The sequence below is a fragment of the Phaeovulum sp. genome (assembly GCF_047638075.1).
GTDB lineage: Bacteria > Pseudomonadota > Alphaproteobacteria > Rhodobacterales > Rhodobacteraceae > UBA6197.
Genome location: NZ_JBLJBV010000070.1, coordinates 26,008 through 39,345 on the forward strand (window position 1 = coordinate 26,008; position 13,338 = coordinate 39,345).

General features: G+C 59.7%; 16 protein-coding genes. All 16 read right to left on the reverse strand.

Going from position 1 to position 13,338, the window contains the following annotated elements; translation table 11 throughout:
• Positions 1–2: 2 nt before the first annotated feature.
• On the reverse strand, positions 3–1,040 hold the full coding sequence (gene nuoH / locus ACM62R_RS11180) for an NADH-quinone oxidoreductase subunit NuoH (RefSeq protein ID WP_415184136.1): 1,038 nt from the start codon (positions 1,038–1,040) through the stop codon (positions 3–5).
• A 27-nt stretch (positions 1,041–1,067) separates the two neighbouring features.
• Positions 1,068–1,502, reverse strand: coding sequence for a hypothetical protein (locus tag ACM62R_RS11185; RefSeq protein ID WP_415184137.1), 435 nt, complete (start codon positions 1,500–1,502; stop codon positions 1,068–1,070).
• A gap of 3 nt (positions 1,503–1,505) precedes the next feature.
• Complete coding sequence (gene nuoG / locus ACM62R_RS11190) at positions 1,506–3,515, reverse strand: NADH-quinone oxidoreductase subunit NuoG (protein WP_415184138.1); 2,010 nt, start codon at positions 3,513–3,515, stop codon at positions 1,506–1,508.
• A 69-nt stretch (positions 3,516–3,584) separates the two neighbouring features.
• On the reverse strand, positions 3,585–3,860 hold the full coding sequence (locus ACM62R_RS11195; RefSeq protein WP_415184139.1) for a hypothetical protein: 276 nt from the start codon (positions 3,858–3,860) through the stop codon (positions 3,585–3,587).
• Positions 3,861–3,957: 97 nt separating this feature from the next.
• Entirely contained in the window at positions 3,958–5,253 is a 1,296-nt protein-coding gene (gene nuoF / locus ACM62R_RS11200; RefSeq protein WP_415184140.1) for an NADH-quinone oxidoreductase subunit NuoF, read from the reverse strand.
• Positions 5,254–5,263: 10 nt separating this feature from the next.
• Entirely contained in the window at positions 5,264–5,500 is a 237-nt protein-coding gene (locus tag ACM62R_RS11205) for a DUF5337 family protein (RefSeq protein ID WP_415184141.1), read from the reverse strand.
• 7 nt (positions 5,501–5,507) lie between these two features.
• Positions 5,508–6,317: an endonuclease gene (locus ACM62R_RS11210; protein WP_415184142.1), complete on the reverse strand. Its 810-nt coding sequence runs from the start codon at positions 6,315–6,317 to the stop codon at positions 5,508–5,510.
• A 51-nt stretch (positions 6,318–6,368) separates the two neighbouring features.
• Entirely contained in the window at positions 6,369–7,520 is a 1,152-nt protein-coding gene (locus tag ACM62R_RS11215; protein ID WP_415184143.1) for an NADH-quinone oxidoreductase subunit E, read from the reverse strand.
• On the reverse strand, positions 7,520–8,758 hold the full coding sequence (locus ACM62R_RS11220; RefSeq protein WP_415184144.1) for an NADH-quinone oxidoreductase subunit D: 1,239 nt from the start codon (positions 8,756–8,758) through the stop codon (positions 7,520–7,522). The genes ACM62R_RS11215 and ACM62R_RS11220 overlap by 1 nt, the downstream gene beginning before the upstream one ends.
• Positions 8,755–9,162 (reverse strand): hypothetical protein, encoded by a 408-nt coding sequence (locus tag ACM62R_RS11225; protein ID WP_415184145.1) that lies wholly within the window; start codon positions 9,160–9,162, stop codon positions 8,755–8,757. The genes ACM62R_RS11220 and ACM62R_RS11225 overlap by 4 nt, the downstream gene beginning before the upstream one ends.
• The gene (locus ACM62R_RS11230; RefSeq protein ID WP_415184146.1) at positions 9,162–9,779 is read right to left on the reverse strand and encodes an NADH-quinone oxidoreductase subunit C; all 618 of its coding nucleotides are present in this window, start codon (positions 9,777–9,779) and stop codon (positions 9,162–9,164) included. The genes ACM62R_RS11225 and ACM62R_RS11230 overlap by 1 nt, the downstream gene beginning before the upstream one ends.
• 12 nt (positions 9,780–9,791) lie before the next feature.
• On the reverse strand, positions 9,792–10,334 hold the full coding sequence (locus ACM62R_RS11235; RefSeq protein WP_415184153.1) for a NuoB/complex I 20 kDa subunit family protein: 543 nt from the start codon (positions 10,332–10,334) through the stop codon (positions 9,792–9,794).
• The gene (locus ACM62R_RS11240; RefSeq protein WP_415184147.1) at positions 10,331–10,696 is read right to left on the reverse strand and encodes an NADH-quinone oxidoreductase subunit A; all 366 of its coding nucleotides are present in this window, start codon (positions 10,694–10,696) and stop codon (positions 10,331–10,333) included. Before ACM62R_RS11240 ends, ACM62R_RS11235 begins: the two co-directional genes overlap by 4 nt.
• A gap of 178 nt (positions 10,697–10,874) precedes the next feature.
• Entirely contained in the window at positions 10,875–11,660 is a 786-nt protein-coding gene (locus tag ACM62R_RS11245) for a crotonase/enoyl-CoA hydratase family protein (protein WP_415184148.1), read from the reverse strand.
• Positions 11,650–12,516 (reverse strand): hydroxymethylglutaryl-CoA lyase, encoded by an 867-nt coding sequence (locus tag ACM62R_RS11250; protein ID WP_415184149.1) that lies wholly within the window; start codon positions 12,514–12,516, stop codon positions 11,650–11,652. Before ACM62R_RS11250 ends, ACM62R_RS11245 begins: the two co-directional genes overlap by 11 nt.
• Positions 12,517–12,877: 361 nt before the next feature.
• The coding region (locus tag ACM62R_RS11255; protein WP_415184150.1) for an ABC transporter ATP-binding protein at positions 12,878–13,338 on the reverse strand (461 nt) is incomplete at its 5' end.

The window sequence follows — 13,338 nt, forward strand, 5'->3', positions numbered from 1 at the left end:
TCTCAGCCTCCTACCGTCCAGCGTGCCCAAAAGCCGCCCAGAACACCGAATTTTGCAAGGAACGACACGATGACGACCCAAGCCAGCGACAGCGGCAGGAACACCTTCCAACCGATCCGCATCAGTTGGTCATAGCGATACCGTGGCACGATCGCCTTGACCATTGCGAACAGGAAGAAGAAAATCCACATCTTCGCCACCATCCACAGCACGGAGTCCGGCAGCCCCGGTATCGGAGACAGCCAACCGCCAAAGAACAGTAGCGAAATCAACGCACACATCAGGAAGATGGCGATATACTCACCAGCCATGAACAGCAGATAAGGCGTTGACGAATACTCAACCATGAAGCCCGCCACCAGTTCCGATTCAGCCTCTGGCAGGTCGAACGGCGGGCGGTTGGTTTCAGCCAGTGCCGACACGAAAAACAGCACCACCATCGGCAGGTGTGGCAGCCAGTACCAGTTCAGCAGCCCCCAATCGCCCTTTTGCGCAGCGACTATATCACCAAAGCTAAGCGATCCGGTGGAAATGATGATGCCGATGATGATAAGGCCCAGCGACACTTCGTAGGAAATCATCTGCGCGGCAGAGCGCAACGAGCCCAGAAACGGATATTTCGAGTTCGAGGCCCAGCCCCCCATGATCACGCCGTAAACCTCAAGCGAGGATACCGCCATCACGAACAGGATCGCCACGTTGATATCGGCAAGCACCCAACCCTCGTTGAACGGGATCACCGCCCAGGCCAGAATTGCCAGCACAAGACTAAGCATCGGCGCGAGGAAAAAGACGAATTTGTCGGCGCCCGCCGGCACAACGATTTCCTTGACGACATATTTCAGCGCGTCGGCCACCGATTGCAGGATGCCAAAGGGACCAACGACGTTCGGCCCGCGGCGCATTTGCACCGCCGCCCAGACCTTGCGGTCGCCATACACCAAAAACAGCAAGGAAATCATTACGAAGGCAATGATCAACAACCCCTGAAGCAAGATCAGGAGCAGCGTGCCCAGCGGTGTGGAAAGAAATTCTGCCATTTGCCTTAGTCCCTCAGACCGCTCATTTCAAACAGTTGGTATACCCTGATCCGCGCAATCGGCCACCGTCACTTCCGCGTCGATGGTCCGCAAACCGCGGGGCAGCACGGGCGAGATGGTGTAAACCGCATCTGCCCGCCAGATGCCACCTTTTTCATCAATATTCGTGCGCACATGGCGCGCGAAACTATATCCCCGGATCAGCGTATATTGCGCCGCCGCACAGGTGGCATAATCCGTCACCAGCTTTTCGCCAAGGGTCCTGGCCTCGATGCCGCGCCCTTTCACGCCGGAAACAGCGACCCGGAAATCGACCAGATCACCGTCCAGCAACCGCGTCTCTACCCCCCGATAAAGTGGCTTATCGCCTGCGTCGGGGGTTGCACCCTCCACCGGCGCACAAGCCGCCAGCCCGGCCAGAAGGCCAGGCGCAAGCTGCGTCAGGGGAAAGCCAAGGGCCATGGTCTACTCCGCCGCCAACGCCGGGTTGCGGCGCGCTTTTGCATTGGCCGACAATTCAGCCATCAACGTGCTGGCGCGTGCAATCGGGTTGGTCAGGTAGAAGTCCCCGATCGCGAGCCGGAAATCGGCCTGACCGGGGGCGCGAAGTTCAAGCGGCGTCCAGCCATTATCGGCCACATCGTCAATCATTCCCAGATGAGGTTGCTCGGAAATCAGCGCACGGCGCAGTGCCGCTAGGCTGTCCCACGGCTGCGTAGCCCCCAGCTCTGCCGACAAAGCGCGCAGGATGGCCCAGTTTTCCTTGGCCTCACCCGGCGCGAATCCCGCACGATGCGCCAGTTGCGGGCGGCCCTCGGTGTTGACGAAAAGCCCGCTTTCCTCAGTATAGGTAGCGGCAGGCAAGACGATATCGGCGCGCATCGCACCCCGATCACCGTGGCTGCCCTGATAGATCACAAACGGCCCTTCCGCGATATCAATCTCATCGGCGCCAAGGTTATAGATCACCTCGGTTCCTTGGACCGCGGCCAGCAACCCGCCTTCTGTAACTGCCCCCACGTCCATCGCGCCAACACGCGCCGCAGCGGTATGCAGCACCAGCATCTTGCCACCCAAAGCCTGGGTCAGCGCCATGGCCTGGGCCAAAACCGCCTCGCCATCCGCTTCGCGCAAGGCCCCCTGACCGATGATGACCAGCGCGCCTTCGGCGGGCTTGGCGTCTTTCGCGGCCTTGACCAGCGCATCGCGGTCCTTGCCGATATGGGCGTAGTCATAAGTCAGATCCACCGCGGGGCCGATCAGGCTGACGTGGGCGTCATTGATCCAGGCGCGGCGAATGCGGGCGTTCAGAACCGGCGCCTCGTTGCGCGGATCGGAACCGATGATCCAGATGTTCTTTGCGTGATCAATATCATCAATCCGGGCATTGCCGACATAGGCCGACCGGTTGCCAATGGGCAGACGCGCGCCATCGGTGCGGCATTCGACACTGCCCCCCAAACCCTCAACCAACTGCTTGAGGGCAAAGGCCGCCTCAACCGGGGCCAGATCGCCCACCAGTCCCAGCACCTTCTTGCCCTTCATCGCGGCGGCGGTGGCGGCCAGTGCCTCGCCCCAGTCTGCTTTGCGCAGACGGCCGTTTTCGCGAATATAGGGCGTGTCCAGACGCTGACGGCGCAGGCCATCCCAGATGAAACGGGTCTTGTCGGAAATCCACTCTTCGTTCACACCGTCATGGTTGCGTGGCTGAATACGCATCACTTCGCGGCCCTTGGTATCCACGCGGATGCTGCTACCCAACGCGTCCATCACATCAATGGATTCGGTCTTGGTCAGTTCCCACGGGCGGGCGGTGAACGCGTAGGGTTTTGACGTCAACGCGCCCACCGGGCACAGATCAATCACGTTGCCTTGCATGTTGCTTTCAAGCGACTTGCCAAGATAGGTCACAACATCCGAGTCTTCGCCGCGCCCCAGGATCCCCATTTCGGGCACTCCGGCCACCTCGGTGATGAAACGCACACAGCGCGTGCACGAAATGCAGCGCGTCATCATGGTCGCGACAAGCGGGCCGAAGTCTTCATCCATCCGTGCACGCTTGGCCTCGCGGAAGCGCGAAAAATCAACACCGTAAGCCATCGCCTGATCCTGCAGATCGCATTCGCCGCCCTGATCGCAGATCGGGCAATCAAGCGGGTGGTTGATCAGCAAAAACTCCATCACGCCTTCGCGGGCGCGCTTGACCATCGGGGAATTGGTCTTGACCACTGCCGGCTCACCATTCGGGCCGGGGCGCAAATCCTTTACCTGCATCGCGCAAGACGCCGCAGGTTTCGGCGGGCCGCCCACCACCTCGACCAGACACATCCGGCAGTTGCCTGCGATACTCAGGCGTTCATGGTAACAAAAACGCGGCACTTCGATGCCGGCAATCTCGCAGGCCTGGATCAGCGTCAGGTTGGCGTCAACCTCGATCTCAAGGTCGTCGATGATGATTTTTTTCAGGTTCGACATGTTCCGATCCGATCCGTCAATTGCAGCAAGCGCGACATGGCGCGCGCAAAAATCCTGGCCAAGAGGGGCTCATATGCAGGCCCCCCGGAATGTCCAGACACCCTCGGCCAGATGGCCAAGCACGCTGGCGTTAAACTCATGGCCCTGCCCTACACAAGCAGCGCGGGCCACGGCCTTGGCGCGTTTGCCCTGATCGTAACCCAAGGGAGTATCCCTTTTTTGCACGGCGACGGTCATTCCCGCGACCGGCTTGGCACCGTCAGCGGTCAGCATCTCACCCGGCGCGCCGGGGCCGATATCAGCACTATAAGTCGCCCCCTCATGCACGACGGGTAGGCCACGCATCATCCCCCCCCTTGCGGTCGCCCCGAGGTTGGGTTGGGCGCAGGCCGAAACCAGACCCGCAACTCCGATGCTGATGGCTACCCTGCCGCTCACCTTGTCACTCCGCCGCCATCGCGCCCATACGGCCGCTTTTCTGCGCTTTGATCCGATCCTCGATCTCTTCACGAAAATGCCGCACGAGCCCCTGGATCGGCCAAGCCGAGGCATCGCCAAGCGCACAAATGGTATGGCCTTCAACCTGTTTGGTCACGTTCAGCAGCATGTCAATTTCTTCGACCTCGGCTTCGCCGCGTACCAGACGGTCCATCACGCGCATCATCCAGCCGGTGCCTTCGCGGCAAGGTGTGCACTGACCGCAGCTTTCATGCTTGTAAAACTTCGACAGCCGCCAGATTGCCTTGATCACGTCGGTAGACTGATCCATCACGATCACCGCCGCCGTGCCAAGACCGGATTTTTGTTCACGCAACCAGTCAAAATCCATGATCGCATCGTCGCATTGTGCCGCACTCAGCAGCGGCACCGACGAGCCCCCCGGAATCACCGCCTTGAGGTTTTTCCACCCACCGCGCACACCGCCACAATGCTTGTCCAAAAGCTCTCGCAGGCTGATCGACATCGCATCTTCGACGACGCAGGGGTTCATCACATGCCCCGAAATGCCGAACAGCTTCGTGCCGGCATTGTTCGGACGGCCAAAACCGGCAAACCAGCTGGCACCCCGGCGCAGGATCGTGGGGACAACAGCGATGGATTCGACGTTGTTCACCGTCGTCGGGCAGCCATAAAGACCAGAGCCGGCCGGAAACGGCGGCTTCATCCGTGGCAACCCCTTCTTGCCCTCAATGCTTTCCAGCAGCGCGGTTTCCTCGCCGCAGATATAGGCACCTGCACCATGTGCCAGATATAGGTCAAAGTCATAGCCCGACTTGCAGGCGTTCTTGCCGATCAGCCCAGCGTCATACGCCTCATCAATGGCAGCCTGCAACGCCTCACGTTCGCGGATGTATTCACCACGGATATAGATGTAACCCGCGCTGGCCCCCATGGCAAAACCCGCAATCAGGCACCCTTCAACCAGCGTATGCGGATCGTGGCGCATGATTTCGCGGTCTTTACAGGTTCCCGGTTCGGATTCGTCGGCGTTGACAACCAGATAAGATGGGCGCCCATCAGACTGTTTTGGCATGAACGACCATTTCAACCCGGTTGGAAAGCCCGCCCCGCCCCGCCCGCGCAAGCCCGATGCCTTCACCTGTTCGACCAGCCAGTCGCGCCCCTGCGCGAGAAAACCTGCCGTGCCATCCCAGGCCCCGCGCTTTTTGGCGCCGGCCAGGGTGCGGTCGTGCATCCCGTAAAGGTTGGTAAAGATCCGATCCTGATCTTTCAGCATGTGAATTCCCTCAACTGCCCTTGCGGGCCGATTTTTGCCGCTGCCAGATGCGCCAAGTTACGACCAGCGCCCAGATAAACGCGGCAATCGCCGCCAGATCGGCCAGAAACACGAAGCGGACCTGCCAGCCCAGCCGTGCGCCCAGCCATTGAACCGCCAACCAGATCACCACCGTTGCCGCAATCACAACCGCGGCGATGCGCGCCTCGTGTGCCGACCTTTGGTGTTGATTGGGTGAAGGCTCCATTCATTCCTCAGTAGTCATTCGTTTTCGCACGGATCAGAAAGGCATTGATACCCTCTTCACCAATCAGTTTCGCCTGCGCAACCCATTTGTCACGCGTCACCCGGCCCCGAAACCCTTTCAGATTTCCGTCCATCCATTCGACTTCGGCCGCGCCCCATTTTGCGATCTGATCAAAATGATAGATCCCGAGCTCATTGCAGAGCCGCTCCAGCACCGGGCCAATACCTTCGATAACCTTCAGATCATCCGCAACACCCTTACGAGGCGCCTTCAAAGCCCTTGGCTTCTTGCCGCTTTCGACCGTTTCGGAAGGCGCCCGTTTCTTGGCTGGCTTGGCTGCTGCGGCCTTGACCGGAACTTTCACTTTTGCCGTTGCCGGCTTTACCGCCGAGGCATCCTTTGCAGCGGTTTCAAGCGCCTTGGGGGCTGGTGTCTCAACTGGTTTGGCTGGTGTCACCGGGGCTTTGTCCGTCTGCGGTTTTGCAGGTTCAGCCATGGGTTTGACAGCGGCAGCGGGGGGAGGTGCATGCGGTGGTGCCGATGCGGGCACGGGCCTTACCGGTTCAGCCTGCGGCAACCGCGTCGCCACCGGGGCGGCAGGCGGCATCGCTGCTGACATCGGCGCGAGGTCATCATGACCGTCACAAAACGCCCAGACAAGAAAGCTGCCGAACAAACCAAAGGTTATCACCCCCAAAAACAGGGCCGACATGAAAGAGAAATGACTGATCGTAAGCAGAAACACCGCGACCAGAAGGCCCGCAAACGCGCCCCCTGTCCAACCTTTGCCCCGGCATCCTGTGTCCATCTCAGCCATATGTCCCTCCTTTTGTCCTGAACCGGACGCCCTGTTTCGGGTCATGAATCGTTACGCGTCGTACTTGCCATCTTTTGTGGCACGGGCAGAAAACTCGGTTTGGGCGCCCGAGGCCAGCAATTTCGCCTGTGCCACCCATTCATCACGGCTGGCCCGACCCTTGAAACCCTCAAGGTTATCGTCAACCCAGGCAAGCTCTTCGGCAGTCCAGGCGGCAATCTGATCATAGTGATAAAAGCCCAGACTATGTAAGAGCGTCTCAAGCTTGGGTCCGACGCCCTTGATCAACTTCAGATCGTCCGCCTTACCGTCGCGTGCGACGCTAAGAACCGCCGGTTTGGTGCCCATTTTAGCGGGCTCGACCTTGGAAACCGGTACGCCGGTCGACTTTTCCCTGGCTTCCTGCACCGTTATGCCAGTGTCATCCGCCGGCTTTCCCATTGCCGGTTTCGCCTCATTCGGTGTGGCACTGCGTGAGGGCGCGGCCTTGCCCAGCTTACCCAGCCACGGCGTGGTCAACGGAACTTCCGTCCCGTCGATCCGCTTGATCGTATCGCCCAGATCAACCGCGCGCTGGACACTGGCGTTATGAGGCATGCGCCCCTCAACACCTTCGGTCAGCGAGGTCAACCCCGAGGCGGGTTCCGACGAATAACGCCCGATCTGCGACCCCGGCACCGGCACCTTACCCGCGGCCAGATCATCAATAAGCTGACGCAACCGATCCTGGCTGAGGTCTTCATAGTAATCCTTACCGATCTGGGCCACCGGCGCGTTGGCGCAGGCACCTGCACATTCGACCTCTTCCCACGAAAACTTGCCATCTGCCGACAATTGATGGGGTTCGGGCGCAATTCTTTCCTTGCACACCGCCATCAAATCCTCGGCGCCGCAGATCATGCAAGACGTGGTGCCGCAAATCTGGATATGGGCAACCGACCCGACCGGGGCCAGCTGGTACATAAAATAGAATGTCGCCACTTCCAGAACGCGAATATAGGGCATGCCCAGCATATCAGCGACGTATTCAATGGCCGGGCGTGACAGCCACCCTTCCTGCTCTTGCGCGCGCCACAAAAGTGGAATGACAGCGCTGGCCTGACGGCCGTCTGGATATTTGGTTATTTGCCCCTTGGCCCAGTCCATATTGGCCGCAGTGAAAGCGAAATTGTCGGGTTGCGTATGATGCAGACGGCGAAGCATTAGCGGTCGATCTCCCCAAACACGACATCCATCGAGCCGATGATGGCAGAGACGTCGGCCAGTTGGTGGCCCTTGGCCACATAGTCCATGGATTGCAGATGCAAAAAGCCGGGAGCCCGGATCTTGCTGCGGTAAGGTTTATTGGTGCCGTTCGCCACAAGATAGACTCCAAACTCGCCTTTCGGGGCCTCGACCGCGGCATAAACTTCGCCAGCGGGGACGTGAAAGCCCTCGGTATAGAGTTTGAAATGGTGGATCAGGCTTTCCATGTCGCGCTTCATCTCGGTCCGTTTTGGCGGGGAAATCTTACCCCGCGCAAGAACATCGCCGGGGCATTCGCGCAGTTTGACAATGGCCTGACGAATGATCGAGGTCGACTGAAGCATCTCCTCCATCCGGCACAGGTAGCGGTCATAGCAGTCACCGTTCTTACCCACCGGGATCTCGAATTCGAACTCGTCATAGCATTCATAGGGCTGCGCGCGGCGCAGATCCCATGCCAGCCCCGAGCCGCGGACCATCACCCCCGAATACCCCCAATCGAGGATATCCTGTTCGGTGACAACGCAGATATTGACGTTACGCTGCTTGAAAATACGGTTCTCGGTCAGCAACGTATGGATGTCTTCCAACACCGTGGGAAAAGTCGTTGTCCATTCCTCGATATCGTCCAGCAATGCTGGCGGCAGATCCTGATGCACCCCGCCGGGGCGGAAATAAGCGGCGTGAAGGCGTGCACCGCAGGCGCGCTCGTAAAAGACCATCAGTTTTTCGCGCTCTTCAAACCCCCAAAGCGGCGGGGTCAGGGCGCCCACGTCCATTGCTTGCGTGGTGACGTTCAGCAGATGGCTCAGGATGCGCCCGATTTCCGAGTAAAGGACCCGGATCAGGCTGGCGCGGCGCGGCACCACGGTTTCGGTCAGCCGCTCGATGGCCAGACACCAGGCGTGTTCCTGGTTCATCGGCGCCACATAATCCAGCCGGTCAAAATACGGCAGGTTTTGCAGATAGGTCCGGCTTTCCATCAACTTTTCGGTGCCGCGATGCAGCAGGCCAATGTGCGGATCGGCGCGTTCCACGATCTCGCCGTCCAGTTCCAGCACCATACGCAGCACACCGTGCGCGGCAGGGTGCTGCGGACCAAAGTTGATGTTGAAATTCCGGATCCGCTGCTCGCCGGGCAAAGCGTCTTGCGAGCCGTCATCGTAGGTATTCTGCCGGATGTCGCCGTCCATCATGCGTCAGTCTCCGTGCTGGGCGCAAAATTTGCGTAAGTTGCGGCTTCGGTCATTGTCGCCGTCTTGAGCGCAAGTGCGTAATTATCGGGTTTGCGGTCTATGCAGATCTGAGATGCGATCTTGCACCGCGACGGGTTTTCATAGGCCTGAATGGACACTACCGAAATGGGGTCATCGGCCAACAGCCACGCGGGGTTTGATCTGCGTTTACTGTGAAATGCGGGGTCGTGCGTTACTGGCGCATCAATGGCGAACGAAAGGCTCTTGCCACACTCAACGGCAGTAAACATGCCGACAGAGGGTCTACGGCGCATGTTGTGACGGCAAACGCCCGCGTCCGCCTCTGATATGGCGGCAAAGGTGCGAGCGTCGCGCCGGCATGTGTCCTTCAGGCGTTCGCCCATCACTTGGCTCCTGCCTTCTCATCGGTCTTTTCGTCGCCCGGCAGTATATACTTGGCCCCTTCCCAGGGGCTGAGAAAGTCGAACTGCCGATATTCTTGTGTCAGCTCTACCGGCTCGTAGACGACGCGCTTTTGCACCTCATCGTAGCGCAGTTCCACATAGCCGGTGGTCGGGAAATCCTTGCGTAGCGGAAACCCGCGAAAACCGTAATCCGTCAGGATCCGGCGCAGGTCGGGGTGCCCCGAGAAGAGGATCCCGAACATATCGAAAACTTCGCGCTCGAACCAGTTTGCCGACCGATGCACAGAGGTGATTGACGGCACCATATCCGTTTCGCGGATGGCCGCCTTGATGCGGATGCGCTGATTGCGATACATCGACAGGAATTGCCAGACCATATCGAACCGCGCCGGGCGCTGCGGCCAATCAATCGCGGTGATGTCTACCAAGGTTGAAAAACGGCAGCTTCCGTCACTTTTCAGAAACTCGACGAAATCGACCAGCCCGTTCAACGTGATATGTACCACCAACTCGCCATGGGTGATCTCTGTCGAGATCACGTCATTGCTGCGGCGTGCTTCGATGTGGGTTGCAAGTTCTTGAAGGGCTTGGGTCATGTCTGTCTTCCTTCAGCGAACCAGCGTGCCGGTGCGGCGGATTTTCCGCTGCAACTGCAAGATACCATAAAGCAGTGCTTCAGCCGAGGGCGGGCAGCCGGGAACATAGATGTCCACGGGGATGATCCGGTCACAGCCCCGCACCACAGAATAGCTGTAGTGATAGTAACCGCCACCATTGGCGCAGCTTCCCATGCTGATGACATAGCGCGGCTCTGGCATCTGGTCATAAACCTTGCGCAGCGCCGGGGCCATCTTGTTGGTCAGTGTGCCGGCCACGATCATCACGTCAGACTGGCGCGGGCTGGCGCGCGGGGCAAAACCGTAGCGTTCCGCATCATAACGCGGCATCGCCACATGCATCATTTCGATTGCACAGCAGGCCAGGCCAAAGGTCATCCAGTGCAGGCTGCCGTTACGCGCCCAATTGATGATGTCCTCTGCCGAGGTCAGCAAAAAGCCCTTGTCCTGCAATTCGCGGTTCAGCGCCTGGGTAGCAAATTCACGATCTGGTCCCGCCGTATTGGCACCAGTCTGAAGCGGATTGGACGTCATGACCATTCCAACGCTCCTTTCTTCCATTCATAGGCAAAGCCGACCGTAAGCACCGCAAGAAAGACCATCATCGACCAGAACGCCACCATCGACAGCGTCCCGAAGGCGACGGCCCAGGGAAACAGGAAGGCGACCTCAAGGTCAAAAATGATGAACAGGATCGACACGAGGTAGAAGCGCACATCGAACTTCATTCTCGCATCGTCAAAGGCGTTGAACCCACATTCATAGGCCGACACCTTTTCCGGGTCGGGGTTGCGCACGGCCAGGACGACAGCGGCAAGAATCAGGACAAGGCCCAAAGCAATGGCCATGCCCAGGAAAATGAGGATTGGAAGGTATTCTCGCAGCAGATGGTCCACTGTTGGCTCCCCTCGTTACGCGTAAATCGCGCAGGTTCCGGCTCAGTGTGGTTTAGCCTTGCGCCCCCTCGGGGTCAACCGAAGGCAGAAGCGTTTTTACAGCTTTCAAGGGGGGTGCGGCAATTGTATGCGGTTGCATCCTGAAAAGTGGCAGCGGCGGGCAGATCAAAACGCAGGTTTATTTCGCCCAGGCGGGCTTTCGACCCTCAAAAAATGCAGTGATTCCTTCGGCCGACTCGGCGCTTTCCCAGCGTGCGACCAAGGCGCTGATGGTCTGGGCTATCACCGCGTCATCGATGGGCTGGCCAAGGCTGCGGGTCAACGCCTTGGCCTTGGCTACGGCACCGGGCGCGCAGGCAAGATAGGGCGCAACCTCTTCTTCCACGGCGGCATCCAGCGCCTCGGGTGGAACCACGCGGGCCAAAAGCTGCAGGCGCAGAGCTTCGTCCGCGCCAAAAATCCGGCCTGACATGAATACCCGCCGCGCCAGTGCCTCGCCCATCCGCGCCAGCGCGTAGGGGGCGATTGTGGCCGGAATCAGCCCCAATTTCGTCTCCGTAAACCCAAAGCGTGCATCCACCGCCCCAACCGCCACATCGCAAACCGCCATCATCCCGACCCCGCCGCCAAAGGCATTGCCCTGCACCCGCCCGATCACCGGTTTGGGGCAGGTGTTCAGCGCTTGCAACATCATCGCCAGCTTTGTCGCCTCTGCGGTGCGGGTAGCGGCATCCGCCGCCATCTGGTCGCGCATCCAGCCCAGATCCCCCCCGGCGCAAAAACTGTCACCTTCGGCAGCAAGAACCACAACCCGAACCTGAGGATCGGCGCCCAACACACGGGCAGAATTTGTTAATTCTGCAATCATGCTTGCATCCAACGCATTGTGCTTTTGCGCGCGATCCAGCGTCAGCCGGGCCACGCCACGCGTATCAATCTCAACCCGGATCGTTTCATATCCCATCGTCTTTTTCCCCGCGCATCGCTAGTGCCATCAATGCCGCCTCTGCCAGAACGGTGCGGTCAAGTCCGGTATCATATCCCAGCGTACGCAGCCGTGCGTCAACCGTTTCAGTCGCGACATTGCCCTTGGCGCCGGGCGCATAGGGGCACCCCCCCAACCCCCCGGCCGAGGCGTCAAACACCCGCAACCCCAGCGCCAGTGACGCCTCTATATTCTTCAGCGCGCGGCCTGCCGTATCATGATAATGCCCTGCCAAGCGATCGGCGGGAAGTTCATTCAGGACCGCGCGCAGCATTGCGGTAATGGTTTCGGGGCGGCCTTGCCCGATCGTGTCGCCAAGGCTGACCTCATAACAGCCCAGATCGCGCAACCGCGCCACCACCCGCGCGACCGAGGCAGGCGCTGTCGGCCCCTCATACGGGCAATCCGTCACCACCGAGACATAGCCCCGCACCGGCATCCCATCCTGTCTCGCCGCCGCCATGATTGGTGTGAAGCGCTCAACGCTTTCACTGATCGAACAATTCAGATTGGCGCGCGAAAACCCCTCGCTGGCCGAAGCAAAAATCGCCACCTCATCGGCGCGGGCCGCGCGTGCACCCTGATAGCCGCGCAAATTGGGGGTCAACGCCGCATATCGAACCCCCCGAACACGCGTGATGCCCGCCATCACCTCTGCGCCATCGGCCATCTGCGGCACCCATTTCGGGGACACAAAACTGGCGGCCTCTATCCGCCGGAACCCGGCGCGTCCAAGACAGTTGATCAACGCGATCTTCTCATTCGTCGGGATCAAGCGCGCTTCGTTTTGCAAGCCGTCGCGTGGCGCCATTTCAAAGATTTCGACCCTGTCCATCGCAACCTCCGTCACAGGGCTTGCGCACGGCGATCGTGCCCGCGTGGAAAAAGCTGCACCTTTTTGAGCCGGGCACAACCGTGAAACGCCCGCGGCTTCGGGCTTGGGGGCGTTATGAAAGCGTTACCGCTGAAAACTGCTTTCCCGTCCACGTTTTGATTGCCACCCATGAAAGAAATGCCGCAGGGTTCCCTATTCTTGGGCCAGAAATGCTGGTCTGATCAAGCCAAATTTGCTGTTCAAAAGCGCCCCGGCACGCTGAGGGGCAAGTTGGAAATGCTGATTGTGGCACCCTCTAAAAGGATCAGACGAGATCATGGTGACCATGCAAAACCCCGTCAAGGCGGTGACGGCCTCGCTATCAGGCCAACCGCCCCGCGTCCAACCGCACGATCCGGTCCATCCGGCCGGCCAGTTCAAGGTTATGAGTGGCAATCAGTGCCGACAGCCCGGTGTCACGCACGATCTGCATCAAGACGCCAAAAACCTGATCCGAGGTGGCCGGGTCAAGGTTGCCCGTCGGCTCATCCGCAAGCATCAGTTTGGGCCCGTTGGCAAGTGCCCGGCAAAAGGCGACACGCTGCTGCTCGCCCCCTGACAGTTCTGACGGGCGGTGGCTGGTGCGCCCCGAAAGGCCCACGCGGGCAAGCAATTCCTGCGCCCGCGCCCGCGCCGCTGCCCGGCCCACACCATTGGCCAGTTGCGGCAGAACGATATTTTCCTCGGCGGTAAATTCGGGCAACAGGTGATGAAACTGATAGACAAAGCCCAGATCACGGCGCCGCGCCTCGGTGCGCTTGCGGTCCGAAAGCCCGGCCATAT

Bases quoted from the DNA above. Each gene is read 5' to 3' on its own strand.
- nuoH (WP_415184136.1), bottom strand. From the start codon at position 1,040: ATGGCAGAATTTCTTTCCACACCGCTGGGCACGCTGCTCCTGATCTTG.
- ACM62R_RS11185 (WP_415184137.1), bottom strand. From the start codon at position 1,502: ATGGCCCTTGGCTTTCCCCTGACGCAGCTTGCGCCTGGCCTTCTGGCC.
- nuoG (WP_415184138.1), bottom strand. From the start codon at position 3,515: ATGTCGAACCTGAAAAAAATCATCATCGACGACCTTGAGATCGAGGTT.
- ACM62R_RS11195 (WP_415184139.1), bottom strand. From the start codon at position 3,860: ATGCGTGGCCTACCCGTCGTGCATGAGGGGGCGACTTATAGTGCTGAT.
- nuoF (WP_415184140.1), bottom strand. From the start codon at position 5,253: ATGCTGAAAGATCAGGATCGGATCTTTACCAACCTTTACGGGATGCAC.
- ACM62R_RS11205 (WP_415184141.1), bottom strand. From the start codon at position 5,500: ATGGAGCCTTCACCCAATCAACACCAAAGGTCGGCACACGAGGCGCGC.
- ACM62R_RS11210 (WP_415184142.1), bottom strand. From the start codon at position 6,317: ATGGCTGAGATGGACACAGGATGCCGGGGCAAAGGTTGGACAGGGGGC.
- ACM62R_RS11215 (WP_415184143.1), bottom strand. From the start codon at position 7,520: ATGCTTCGCCGTCTGCATCATACGCAACCCGACAATTTCGCTTTCACT.
- ACM62R_RS11220 (WP_415184144.1), bottom strand. From the start codon at position 8,758: ATGATGGACGGCGACATCCGGCAGAATACCTACGATGACGGCTCGCAA.
- ACM62R_RS11225 (WP_415184145.1), bottom strand. From the start codon at position 9,162: ATGGGCGAACGCCTGAAGGACACATGCCGGCGCGACGCTCGCACCTTT.
- ACM62R_RS11230 (WP_415184146.1), bottom strand. From the start codon at position 9,779: ATGACCCAAGCCCTTCAAGAACTTGCAACCCACATCGAAGCACGCCGC.
- ACM62R_RS11235 (WP_415184153.1), bottom strand. From the start codon at position 10,334: ATGACGTCCAATCCGCTTCAGACTGGTGCCAATACGGCGGGACCAGAT.
- ACM62R_RS11245 (WP_415184148.1), bottom strand. From the start codon at position 11,660: ATGGGATATGAAACGATCCGGGTTGAGATTGATACGCGTGGCGTGGCC.
- ACM62R_RS11250 (WP_415184149.1), bottom strand. From the start codon at position 12,516: ATGGACAGGGTCGAAATCTTTGAAATGGCGCCACGCGACGGCTTGCAA.